Source organism: Stenotrophomonas sp. SMYL20 (assembly GCF_036320045.1).
GTDB lineage: Bacteria > Pseudomonadota > Gammaproteobacteria > Xanthomonadales > Xanthomonadaceae > Stenotrophomonas > Stenotrophomonas maltophilia_A.
This window is the reverse complement of record NZ_JAWIRT010000029.1, coordinates 1-11,624: the sequence shown is the minus strand read 5'-3', so window position 1 is coordinate 11,624 and position 11,624 is coordinate 1. Positions and strand designations below refer to the sequence as shown.

Below are 11,624 nucleotides of genomic sequence, written 5' to 3'. Positions count from 1 at the left end.
CGCGCGACTATACGGCAGAGCCGGTCAAGGGCGGATGGACGGCCCTGGCAGCGTCGAGCATCAGTACTTCAGGCGCAGCTCTTCCACCGTCGGCTGCTGCAGCGCGTACCAGTCCTGGAACTCTTCCTCGGTAATCTCATCGGGCGCATACACCGCCACCGGGTGCCAGTCGTGGTCGGTCGGCAGCGGCTGGCGCGGGCCGGCACGCAGGCTGTAGGCCACGCCTTCGTAGTCGACCAGGTCATCGACCTGCGGCCACTGTTCGCGTGCGAACGCGGATTCACTCTTCAACAGGATCACCTGGTACATCGGCACCTCCACCTCGGTTGGATCAGGAAAACACGGCGCTGGCAGCAGGATACCGCCACGCCGGTGACAACGGGCGCTCCGCCGGGGCGACGGAACGTTCTGGACACGGCCATCGCCCCGGCTTCACCCGCCCATGGCAAGGCCATCGGCATCGTGGAGGCCCACCCCTGCCACGACTGCTGATGACCGAGCACCCGCCGCTGAAAACCGTCGCCGACCTCAAGCTGCCCCGCTACCTGGGCACCTGGTACGAGATCGCACGCCTGCCGATGCGCCATGAACCGGAAGGCTGCACCGACGTGTCGGCGCACTACACCCTGCTCGACAACGGCAACGTCGGCGTCACCAACCGCTGCCGTATGGACGGCGAGGTCGAGGAAGCCACCGGCGAGGCCTGCGCCGTCGACAACGACAGCGCGCGCCTGGAGGTGAGCTTCCTGCCCAAGGGCCTGCGCTGGCTGCCGTTCGCCAAGGGCGACTACTGGGTGATCCAGGTCGCGCCGGACTACAGCGTGGCACTGGTCGGCAGCCCCGATCGCAAGTACCTGTGGCTGCTGGCCCGCGAGCCGCGCCTGGACGCGACCGTGCAGGACCATTATCTGGCGGCCGCCCGCCTGCAGGGCTTCGATCTGTCCGAACTGATCCAGACCCCGCATACCGGCCGTCCCACCGCCTGAGCAGCACACGGCCATGGACCTGAAGAGCGGTTACCCCTGGTGGGCGGTACGCAATGGATTGATCCAGGCGTTTCCGCCATTGGAAAAGGATCTGCGCTGCGACGTGCTGGTGGTCGGCGGCGGCATCACCGGTGCGCTGATTGCCGACGAACTGTCCCGTCATGGCCACGACGTGGCGGTGATCGAGCAGCGCGACATCGGCTGGGGCAGCACCGCCGCCAGCACCGCGCTGCTGCAGTACGAGATCGATACCCACCTGCTGGAGCTGACCGAGCGCTACGGGCAGGACGCCGCCGCGCTTGCCTATCGGGCGTGTGCCGAGGCGATTCCGGCCCTGGGCGACGTGGCTCGCGGCCTGAAAGACGTTGATTTCCAGCGCATGGACAGCCTGTACCTGGCCAGCCGCCATCGCGACGTGCCGCGCCTGATGGCCGAAGGTGAGGCGCGGCGCGGCATCGGTCTGGATGCCCGCTGGCTCGGCCCGGAGGCACTGCAGGAACGCTTCGGCGTGGACGCCGGCGGTGCCCTGCTCACGCGCCAGGCGGCGCGGGTCGATCCCTATCGCCTGACCTATGCGCTGCTGCAACGCGTGCGCCGGCGCGGCGGCAATGTGCATGACCGTACGGTACTGCACACGCTCACGCCCAGCGCGCGCGGGGTAACCGCCCTCACCGAGGACGGCGCCACGATCCACGCCCGCCACGTGGTGCTGGCAATAGGCTATGCCAACCAACGCTGGCTGCATCAGCGCGTCGCACGCAACCGCAGCAGCTATGCCTTCATCACCGACCCGATCGATGCGGACGTGCTGGGCCGGCTGCGCAACACGATGGTGTGGGAGAGCGCACGCCCGTACCTCTACCTGCGCGCCACCGGCGACCGCCGCCTGCTGGTGGGCGGGCTGGACGACGCCATCGACATCCCCGCCCGCCGCGATCGGCGCGTAGAGCGCAAGGCCGACAAGCTGATGAAACAGCTCCAGCACTGGTTCCCGCGGCTGGATCCGGTGCCCGCCTTCTCCTGGGCCGGCACCTTCGCCGAAACCGCCGACGGCCTGCCTTTCTTCGGCCCGCACGATCAGTGGGGGCCACGGGTGCATTTCGCCATGGCCTACGGCGGCAACGGCATCACTTATTCGATGATCGGCGCCCAGCTGCTGCGGGCCCGGATCGAGCGGCGCAGGCATGCGCTGGAAGGGCTGTTCGGGTTCGGGCGGCTGTGACCTGCAGCCAGGCATGGCCTGGCTCTACCCCAATCCGGCGCCGACAGGCATCATTCAAGCAACCCCTGCTAGCGTCGGCCTGTACCGCCGCGTGTTGCGCGGCCACCTGTCCGCTGGAGCGCCGTCATGATCCGCCCCCTGACCCTGCTGCTGTGCCTGGCCCTGCCGGGAACCGTGCTGGCCCAGTCCGCCGCTGGCGCCACCGCGCCGCAGGCCGCCGGCCTGGACCTGACGCTGCCGCAGGCGCCGATGCGCTACCTCAACGACCCGGCCCTGCAGCAGGACCCGCCGGGCACGTACTACGGTGACAAGAGCGGCCCGCGCGTGCACGACGACGCGAAGATCGCCGACGTCACCGACGACAAGGTCAAAGTGTCCGGCAGCTTCACCACCGGCATCGGCTATTCCAAGAACGGTGGCAACAGCCACTACAACGCCGCCACACTGAACCTGAGCAAGAACTACACCACCGATGAAGGCAAGACCCACGGGGTCAACGTCAACATCCACGTGAGCGAAGGCAAGGGCCCGGGCTTCTACGGCCCGTACGGCGGCTACTACGGCCGCGGCCCGGGCTACTGGGATTACCCGCCGCCGTTTGGCTGGTAAGCGCCGCGTCGGGCCTGGGCCGACCAAGGTCGGCCGCTAACGCTGCACGTGTCCGGTAGGTGTCGACCTTGGTCGACACGCTTTCTCCCGGTGTGCCGGCCAGCGGCCGGCACCTACCGGCACGCGAATCAATCCAGCCAGCCATCGCGCTCGCTGTGCAGGATGCGGCCGTCATAGCCGCTCAGGCGCACGTCCACCTTCTGGTTGCGGGCATTGCGGGCTTCCAGCGACCAGGTCGCACCATCGCGTTCCAGCGAATGGATCTCGCGCAGGCCATGCGCCTGTGCCCGTGCCAGCACCTGCTCGGTGGTCAACAGCGCGCGGCCGCTGTGCTCGTCGAAGATCTCGCCGGTCTTGGGGTCAACGTAGACCTCGCTGAAGCGGCCATCGGCGCGGCTCACGTCAGCCTCCCACAGGCCATCATCGCGTTCGATCTCGTGGATCTGGGTGTAGCCGGCCTTGCGCAGGGTCTGTTCGACCTGGGCCATGCCCAGCGGTGCAGCCTGTGCGGCCGGTGCGATGGCCAGCAGAGCAACAGTGGCGACGGTGAGCGACTTCAACATGGGGGTTCTCCTGTTCGTGTTCGTGGCCGGACCATCCCGGCAACGCCACAATGCACCCCGTGGTTAACAGCTCCTTAGCCGGCACTGTTAGCCAGCTGTTAGTCAGCCCCGGCACACTCACGCCTGTTCCTACAGCCCGCCCTGCGCCCCGATGCTCTCCACCCTGCCCCTGCTGCTGGCCCTGGCCAGCGCCCCCACCGCCGCCGCACCGGCACAGGACCCGGCGCAGCAGGTCGCGCGCCGCGCCGTGCAGCAGGGCCGCTACGTGCCATTGGAAAGCGTGGTGCGCGATGCGCTCAAGCGCTTTCCGGGCCAGCTGCTGGAAGTGGAGCTGGACGACGGCGTCTACGAAGTGGAGATCCTGCGCGCAGATGGCGTGGTGGTGGAGCTGGACTATGATGCGCGCAGCGGAAAGCTGCTGAAGACGGAACTGGACGACTGATGCGCATCCTGTTGGCCGAAGACGATGCTGCGCTGGCACAGCGCCTGCTGCCCCTGCTGGAACAGGCCGGCTACGTGGTGCACGCGGTTACCGACGGTCGCGAGGCCGAGGAAATCGGTCAGATCGAGGATCTGCAGGCCGCCATCGTCGACCTGGGCCTGCCCGGGCTGGACGGACTGAGCGTGATCGAGCGCTGGCGCGGCAACGGCCGGAGTTTTCCGGTGCTGGTGCTGACCGCGCGCGGGCGCTGGCACGACAAGCTGGCCGGCTTCGACGCCGGCGCCGACGATTACCTCACCAAACCCTTCCAGGCCGACGAACTGGTGCTGCGCCTGCGCGCCCTGATCCGCCGTAGCCACGGCCACGCCAGCCCGCGCCTGCACTGCGGCCCGCTGCAACTGGACGTCAATGCAGGCCGCTTCGAGCTGGATGGGCAGGCGCTGGCGCTGAGCCCGCAGGAGTTCCGCCTGCTCAGCTACTTCATCCACCACAGCGGCCAGGTGATCGGCCGCGACCGGCTGGGTGAACAGGTGTTCGACTGCGGCCATGACCCGGACTCCAACGCACTGGACGTGCTGCTCGGGCGGGTGCGCCGCAAGCTCGGCATCGACCTGATCCAGACCGTGCGCGGCCAGGGCTGGCGGCTGGCCGCGCCATGAACCGGCAACCCTCGCTGCGACGGCGCCTGCTGCTGGCTGGCGGTGTCGGCCTGCTGCTGGTCTCGCTGCTGGCCAGTGCACTGCTGGGCGAGCTGTTCAAGCGCAGCGCGCGCGATCGCTTCGACCATGAACTGCAGCAGGACATGCTGACCCTGCTGGCGCAGGCCGAAGTGGATGCGGACGGACAGCTGCGCCTGCGCCAGGAACCCAATGACGCGCGCTTCCAGCGTGTGTTCTCCGGTGCCTATTGGCAGATCGCCGGCGCCGATGGCCGCGTACTGCTGCAGTCGCGCTCGCTGTGGGATGAAACCCTGCCCGTCACAGCCAGCGGGCCGGCCACGCGCAATCTGAGTGGGCCGCTGCAGCAATCCCTGCGCGCACGCGTGCAGCAGGTGCGCCTGCCACGCGCCAACGAACCGTTCGTGGCCGTGGTCGCCACCGATCGCAGCGCGCTGGATGCAGACGTTGCCGCGTTCCGCCAGCGTACTGCCATCGCGCTGGGTGTGTTGGTCGCGGCGTGGCTGGCGGTGCTGGCCAGCCAGGTGCACTTCGGATTGCGTCCATTGCATCGCCTCGGTGCACAGCTGGAACGGGTGCGGCGCGGCGACGCGCAGCGCATCGATACACAGGGGCTGGGTGCGGAGGTCGCACCGCTGGGCGAGGAGCTCAACGCGCTGCTGGAGCATCAGCAACGCATGGTCGCGCGCGCGCGCACCAGTGCACAGGATCTGGCGCATGCGCTGAAAACCCCGCTGAGCGTGCTGGCCACTGAGGCCGACGGCGACGGCGCGGACTGGCGCGCCACCGTACGCGAGCAGAGTGCGCGTATGCAGGCCAGCGTCGACCGTTACCTGGCCGCAGGGTTGGCCGCCGACCATCGCCAGCGCACCGACGTGGCGGCAGTCGCACAGGCGATGTGCCGGCTGATGGCACGCGTGCATGGCGAACGTGGCATCACGTTCACGGCGGCTGGTATCGATCCGGCGCTGCAGTTCGCCGGTGCCAGTGCGGACCTGGAGGAGATGCTGGGCAATCTGCTGGACAACGCCGGCAAGTGGGCGAAGCAGCGGGTGGACGTCACTGCAGACACCAGCGAAGGGCAGTTGCGCATTGAGGTACGCGACGACGGCCCCGGGCTGGCTGCAGACGCGCTGGAACAGGTCACCCAGCGTGGCGTGCGCCTGGATGAGCGCGAGGGCAGCAGTGGGCTGGGGTTGGCGATTGTGGGTGATATCGCTGCCAGTTATGGCGGACGCGTTGCGCTGGAAAATGCGCAGCCGGGCCTGCGTGCGACGTTGTGGTTGCCGGTGGCGTGAAGCGGCCAACCTGACGGTGGGTAGTGCCGGCCGCTGGCCGGCAACCACGTGGTCACCGGGAACGCCGGTCGCCGTGCACCCGGTAGGTGTCGACCTTGGTCGACACGCATCAAAAGCGCCGACCAAGGTCGGCATCTACCAAAGCAGTACATCAGTTCCGTCGGCCATCGCCCCCCCGGTAGGTGTCGACCTTGGTCGACACGCACCCAGCATCAACGGTGATGCATCCACCAGCAATCAATCGCGTCCAGCACGATGTGGATGATCAAACCGATGCCGAACAACCGCGTTTTCTTCGGCACGCACAGCCCGGCATAGACCGCAATCGCCGGTGCGGTGTGCAGCGGGTGGAACCCGATGCTGCAGCGGTTCGGTGCATAGATCGGATCGGCCAGCAGGTGGTCCAGATCGATGATCCAGCCCAGCAGCATCAGCAGCCACGCCGAGGCGAAGCGCTTGCGCCAGAACAGCCATGCCAGCAGGGCTGGCACGGCGGCATGCAGGAACAGGTGGAAGATCGCGCGCGCGCTCATCGGGGCCGGTAGCGCCGGGCCAGGCCCGGCGTTCCCGTTGACCTCAGACCAGCGGTTCGTCGGACAGGTAGGTATAACCGGTCAGGCCCGCTTCCAGCGCCTCCGACAGCTCCTGCGCACGTTCCGGCGACAGCTGCGCCTCGGCCACGCGCTGCGCGTAGGTCGCGCGCAGTTCGTCCAGGCGGTAACCCACGTAATCCAGCATCACGTCGGTGGTGTCGCCGCGACGCTGCTGGGTGATGGCATAGCCATCGGCATCGGCCAGCACTTCCACCGCGTCGGTATCGCCGAACAGGTTGTGGATGTCGCCCAGGATTTCCTGGTAGGCGCCGACCATGAAGAAGCCGATGCGGTAGCTCTCGCCCGGCTTCATCTTGTGCAGCGGCAGCGAGCTGTCCAGGCTCTCGTTCTCGACATAGGTTTCCACCATGCCGTCCGAGTCGCAGGTCATGTCGGCGATGATGCCGCGACGGTCCGGGGTTTCGTCCAGGCGCTCGATCGGCACGATCGGGAACACCTGGTCGATCGCCCACACGTCCGGGATCGATTCGAACACGCTGAAGTTGACGAAGTACTTGTCGACCAGGCGCTCGTTCAGTTCGTCCAGCACCGGGCGATGGCTCTTCTCGTCGTAGCTCAGGCGCGCACGCACGCCATGGGCGATGGCGTAGAACAGATCGTCGATGCGCGCACGCTGCGGCAGATCGATCTGGCCCAGCGCGTAGCTGGCCAGGCCTTCGGCGTGGAAGTGCTGTGCTTCCTGGAACAGCTCCACCGCCGGGCGCACGTCCAGCTCGTCGTGGATCTCGCGCAGGTGGCGGATCGCCGCCGGCTCGTCGTCGTGCTGGTCCGGCACGCGGCCTTCCTGCGCTTCTTCCACTTCCGACACATTGGCGATCAGCACCGCGTGGTGCGCGGTCATCGCGCGGCCGCACTCGGTAACGATGCGCGGCGGGGTCAGGCCGAACTCTTCGCAGGCATTGGCCAGCGGCTGCACGATGTTGCTGGCGTATGAATGCAGGCCGTAGTTGATCGAGCAGAAGCTGCGCGAACGGGTGCCTTCATAGTCCACGCCCAAGCCACCGCCCACATCGACGTGAGTGATCTTCGCGCCCAGGCGCGACAGCTCCACGAAGTAGCGGGTGGCTTCGCGCATGCCGTTGGCGATGTCGCGCACGTTGGAGATCTGCGAACCCATGTGGAAGTGCAGCAGGTTCAGGCAGTCGGCGTACTCGGTGTCACGCAGCGACTTCCACAGGTCCAGCAACTGGCGCGGCGACAGGCCGAACTTGGCCTTGTCGCCACCGCTGTTCTGCCACTTGCCGGCGCCCAGCGAGGCCAGGCGCATGCGCACGCCCAGGCCCGGCTTCACGTCCAGCGCCTTGGACTCTTCCAGCACCAGTTTCAGCTCGGACGGCTTCTCGATGACGATGAAGGTCTGCAGGCCCAGCTTGCGGCCGATCAGGGCCAGGCGGATGTACTCGCGGTCCTTGTAGCCGTTGCAGACGATCAGGCCACCCGGGCGCGACAGTGCCAGCACGGCCATCAGCTCGGGCTTGCTGCCCGCTTCCAGGCCGAAGCCCTCGCCGTGGTGGCTGGCCAGGGTGCCGGCCACGCCGCGGGTCTGGTTGACCTTGATCGGGTACACGGCGGTGTAGCCGCCGCTGTATTCCCAGTCCTGCTGGGCCTGGCCGAAGGCCGCCTGCAGCTTGCCCAGGCGCTGGCCGAGGATGTCCGGGAAGCGCACCAGCAACGGCAGCTTGGCGCCGGCCGCACGCGCCGCGTCGACCACCTTGGGCAGCGACACCACCGGGCCGTCCGCCCCGGTCGGTCTCACCACCATGTGCCCGGCCTGATCCACGTCGAAGTAACCGTCCGCCCAATGCGGGATCGAGTAGGTCTTGCGGGCTTGGTCGAGGGACCAATCGGTCATTTCAGTCGGCCTTGTTGGCAATAAAAGGGGGGGCATGATAACGCCTATATGCCCACAGGTTCGTTATCATGCGCGCCCGCGCCCGTGACAGGTTCCAACCTGAACGGGCCGATCCGTCCGGATGTGGCATCTGTGCCACGCGGCCCCGCCCGCCAGCCCGGCTTCACCCCTCCGAACAGGACTGTTTTCAATGACTGACAGCAACAACTGGTACATCGAACACTTCGAGCGCACCGGCTCGGCCATCGGCTACCGCATCACCGGCAAGCTGGACGAGGTGCAGTCGCCGTTCCAGAAGATCGAGATCTTCCAGACCACCGACTGGGGCAACCTGATGACCATCGACGGGGCCATCATGCTGACCAGCAAGGACAACTTCTTCTATCACGAGATGATCAGCCACCCGGTGCTGTTCACCCACGCCGCGCCCAAGCGCGTGGTGATCATCGGTGGCGGCGACTGCGGCACCCTGCGCGAAGTGCTCAAGCACACCGGCGTGGAGAGCGTGACCCAGTGCGATATCGACGAGCAGGTCACGGTGATGGCGCGCAAGCACTTCCCGGAACTGTGCGATTCCAACGACGACGCCCGCGCCGAGCTGCTGTTCGACGACGGCGTGGCCTACATGGCCAACTGCCCGGCCGGCAGCGTGGACGTGGTGATCGTCGATTCGACCGACCCGGTCGGCCCCGGCGAAGGCCTGTTCAACAAGGCCTTCTACGAGAGCTGCTTCAAGGCCCTGAAGGACGACGGCATCCTGGTGCAGCAGTCCGAGTCGCCGCTGATGCAGCTGGACCTGATCAACGAAATGCGCACCGAGATGGGCAAGGCCGGCTTCGGTTCGTTCAAGACCCTGCCGTTCCCGCAGCCGTGCTACCCCACCGGCTGGTGGAGCGTGACCATGGCGCGCAAGGGCGACAGCAGCTTCGACTTCCGCCAGGCCGACTCAGCCGCCAAGACCTTCAACACCCTGTACTACACCGCCGCGCTGCACACCGGCGTGCTGGTGACCCCGCCGTTCGTGCAGGCGGCGCTGAAGTAAGGCGTGCCGACCAACGGTCGGCACCCACCCAAAAGAAAACCCGCGCTGGCAACAGCGCGGGTTTTTTCATGGTCCGGTAGTGCCGGCCGCTGGCCGGCAACCGCATGTAACGATCAGAGCGCCCAGATACCGGCAATCACCGCCACCACCAGGCCCCACTTGATCAGCTGGTAGGCCACCACGCTGCGCTCGCGCAGTGCCTTGGCCTTCAACCGCACCTTGTAGACGCTGCCGAAGGCCTTGTTGACGCCACCGGTCGGGTCACCCGGCAGGTTCGGCGAGGCACCACCGGCCAGCAGCGTGGCCGCCACCGCGCGGTTGAACAGGCCCGGCAGGCCGAAGCGCAGCGGGCGGGCGATGTCGCAGAACAGGATCACGCGATCATCCGGCGTCTCGTTGTGCGCGTGGTGGATGTAGGTCTCGTCGAACATCATCCACTCGCCGTCGCGCCAGCTCTTCTTGATGCCGTCCACTTCGATGTAGCAGCCGTCGTTGTTGGGCGTGGCCAAGCCCAGGTGCAGGCGCAGCGAACCGGCGAACGGGTCGCGGTGCGGGCGCAGTTCGCTGCCCGACGGCAGCTGCGCGAACATCGCCGCGCGCACATCCGGCAGCGACTCCAGCAGCGCGGTGGTCTTGGGACACATCGCCTTCGCCGACGGGTGCGACGGGCCGTACCACTTCAGGTAGAAGCGCTTCCAGCCACGGCGGAAGAACGAGTTGAAGCCGGCATCGTTGAACGTGCTGGAGGCGGCGATCTTCTGTGCATCGCGCAGCGCCAGCGCCTCGTCGCGGATCATCTGCCAGTTCTGGCGCAGCGGCTCCAGCTGCGGGAATTCCTTGGCCGGGTCCAGGAACGGCGTGGTCGGCACCTTCGAGAACATGTACATGACCACGTTGATCGGGGCCATGAAACTGGAGTGGTCCAGCAGCTGGCGCGACCAGCGCGCGCGGACCTTGCCACGGAAGTGGATGTACAGCACGCAGGCGACGAACAGCGCTGCAATGACGATTTTGATGATCAAAACACTTTCCTCCAGCCGCAGCCGGAACGGGAATCAGGGCGATGCACGGCCTGGCGGCCAGCACCGGTGGGGACCGCGGCAGGGGACGGGGACGTGCCAGGAAGGGGCGGCCGCCGATGTCGCGAATTAACAGCTTATGGTCGGCAGGCCGTGCGTCGGGGTCAAGCTGGACGTGCGTGACGTTCAGCGGGCCGCGGATGAACGAGGCAGAGCGAAATGCAACCTATTGATTCTGAAAGAACCACCGGCCAAGTGAGACAGAATTGTCCGATTGGGCGCGACGAACTGTTCCAGCCACGACCCCGACATTTCTCCGACAAATCGTGGAATAGCGAACTGGCGAGTACTAAAATTAACGAAAACTTAGTAACTCCCTGTAACACCGGTTCGCTTGACGCTTTGCGCCACCCACCGGGTCGTCCGAGACCCCGACATGTATCTTCCTGCTCTCCCCCCCTCCTCCTGCGGCGATGACGCCGCCACCCCGCTGCTGCTCAAGCGCGGCGAACGCTTCCTGGCCCCCGACGTCTACCGTACCTGCCTGGACGGGCGCGAGGCGGTCATCAAGGACTATTCCCGCTACCGCGGCACTCCCGTTTCGCTGATCGCCCGGCTGATGGTGCGCCGTGAAGCCCGCATGCTGCAGCGCCTCGGCGGCTGGAAGCATGCCCCTGCACTGCTCGGCACCCTCGGTGGCCTGGCGCTGGGCATGGAGTTCATTCCCGGCCAGACCCTGAGCACCGCGCAGGCCGTGGGCAATGAAGTGTTCGAGCAGCTGCAGCACGCGCTCAGCCGCCTGCACGCCGCCGGCATCACCCACAACGACCTGCATGGCACCAACGTGGTGGTCAGCAGCGGCGTACCGGTGCTGCTGGACTTCACCTCGGCCTGGCGGGCCCCGCGTTGGCTCCGCCGCAACCCGCTGAGCCGCCAGATGCGCCGCAGCGACATGAAGAACCTGCTGAAGATCCGCCAGCGCGTGACCGGCCAGGCGCCGAGTGCCGCGCAGGCCGCGCTGGTGGCCGACCCGGGTTGGGTAGCGGCTGTGCGGCAGGGCTGGAAGCGGTTCTATAAGTGGGCGAAGCGCCGGTAGGGGTCGAGCTTGCTCGACCGCTTTACCGCTCCTTGTAGAGTCGAGCCATGCTTGTATGTTCCTCCCGGCTCCTACGCGGTATGTAGGAGCCAGGGTGGAGGGACCGTCAAGCATGCATCTGCGGATACTAGCCGACAGACGAGTCGAGCGATCCCCATCCCGCACACGAACGTCGATAAAGGATCGTACGGCCCCCAAAGGGGA

13 protein-coding genes are annotated in these 11,624 nt (G+C 66.9%); 8 read left to right on the top strand and 5 right to left on the bottom strand.

All coding sequences use genetic code 11. The features are described 5' to 3' along the window. Window positions 1–60: 60 nt before the first annotated feature. A complete protein-coding gene (locus V3B48_RS18405) occupies window positions 61–309 on the bottom strand; it encodes a hypothetical protein (RefSeq protein ID WP_006399378.1) in 249 nt (82 codons plus the stop codon). 182 nt (window positions 310–491) lie between these two features. Between V3B48_RS18405 and V3B48_RS18400 the strand changes: the two genes are divergently transcribed. The 3 genes from V3B48_RS18400 to V3B48_RS18390 all read left to right on the top strand — a co-directional run bounded on the left by V3B48_RS18400 (window position 492) and on the right by V3B48_RS18390 (window position 2,817). Further along, the gene (locus V3B48_RS18400) at window positions 492–986 is read left to right on the top strand and encodes a lipocalin family protein (protein ID WP_012512342.1); all 495 of its coding nucleotides are present in this window, start codon (window positions 492–494) and stop codon (window positions 984–986) included. 13 nt (window positions 987–999) lie between these two features. After that, entirely contained in the window at window positions 1,000–2,208 is a 1,209-nt protein-coding gene (locus V3B48_RS18395; protein WP_329894192.1) for an FAD-dependent oxidoreductase, read from the top strand. A gap of 126 nt (window positions 2,209–2,334) precedes the next feature. Continuing rightward, a complete protein-coding gene (locus V3B48_RS18390) occupies window positions 2,335–2,817 on the top strand; it encodes a hypothetical protein (protein WP_049400799.1) in 483 nt (160 codons plus the stop codon). A 128-nt stretch (window positions 2,818–2,945) separates the two neighbouring features. Here the strand turns inward: V3B48_RS18390 and V3B48_RS18385 are convergent, their stop codons facing one another. Continuing rightward, window positions 2,946–3,380, bottom strand: coding sequence for a PepSY domain-containing protein (locus V3B48_RS18385; protein ID WP_329894191.1), 435 nt, complete (start codon window positions 3,378–3,380; stop codon window positions 2,946–2,948). Between the two features lie 151 nt (window positions 3,381–3,531). Here V3B48_RS18385 and V3B48_RS18380 point away from each other — a divergent pair, with 151 nt between their 5' ends. The 3 genes from V3B48_RS18380 to V3B48_RS18370 are packed head-to-tail and all read left to right on the top strand — an operon-like array spanning window position 3,532 to window position 5,797. Then, complete coding sequence (locus tag V3B48_RS18380) at window positions 3,532–3,822, top strand: PepSY domain-containing protein (RefSeq protein WP_182266838.1); 291 nt, start codon at window positions 3,532–3,534, stop codon at window positions 3,820–3,822. Further along, entirely contained in the window at window positions 3,822–4,481 is a 660-nt protein-coding gene (locus V3B48_RS18375) for a response regulator transcription factor (RefSeq protein ID WP_164080972.1), read from the top strand. Before V3B48_RS18380 ends, V3B48_RS18375 begins: the two co-directional genes overlap by 1 nt. After that, complete coding sequence (locus V3B48_RS18370; protein ID WP_329894190.1) at window positions 4,478–5,797, top strand: HAMP domain-containing sensor histidine kinase; 1,320 nt, start codon at window positions 4,478–4,480, stop codon at window positions 5,795–5,797. The genes V3B48_RS18375 and V3B48_RS18370 overlap by 4 nt, the downstream gene beginning before the upstream one ends. 212 nt (window positions 5,798–6,009) lie before the next feature. On the opposite strand, the gene V3B48_RS18365 is transcribed toward V3B48_RS18370, so the two are convergent. Next, a complete protein-coding gene (locus V3B48_RS18365) occupies window positions 6,010–6,330 on the bottom strand; it encodes a DUF6122 family protein (protein ID WP_005411369.1) in 321 nt (106 codons plus the stop codon). Between the two features lie 43 nt (window positions 6,331–6,373). Then, entirely contained in the window at window positions 6,374–8,263 is a 1,890-nt protein-coding gene (gene speA / locus V3B48_RS18360) for an arginine decarboxylase (protein ID WP_012512349.1), read from the bottom strand. 190 nt (window positions 8,264–8,453) lie between these two features. Here speA and speE point away from each other — a divergent pair, with 190 nt between their 5' ends. Further along, window positions 8,454–9,305: a polyamine aminopropyltransferase gene (gene speE / locus V3B48_RS18355; RefSeq protein WP_032127130.1), complete on the top strand. Its 852-nt coding sequence runs from the start codon at window positions 8,454–8,456 to the stop codon at window positions 9,303–9,305. Between the two features lie 113 nt (window positions 9,306–9,418). On the opposite strand, the gene V3B48_RS18350 is transcribed toward speE, so the two are convergent. Then, window positions 9,419–10,324 (bottom strand): aspartyl/asparaginyl beta-hydroxylase domain-containing protein, encoded by a 906-nt coding sequence (locus V3B48_RS18350; protein WP_024957655.1) that lies wholly within the window; start codon window positions 10,322–10,324, stop codon window positions 9,419–9,421. Between the two features lie 436 nt (window positions 10,325–10,760). Here V3B48_RS18350 and V3B48_RS18345 point away from each other — a divergent pair, with 436 nt between their 5' ends. Further along, entirely contained in the window at window positions 10,761–11,420 is a 660-nt protein-coding gene (locus V3B48_RS18345; RefSeq protein ID WP_032127129.1) for an RIO1 family regulatory kinase/ATPase, read from the top strand. Window positions 11,421–11,624 lie beyond the last annotated feature (204 nt).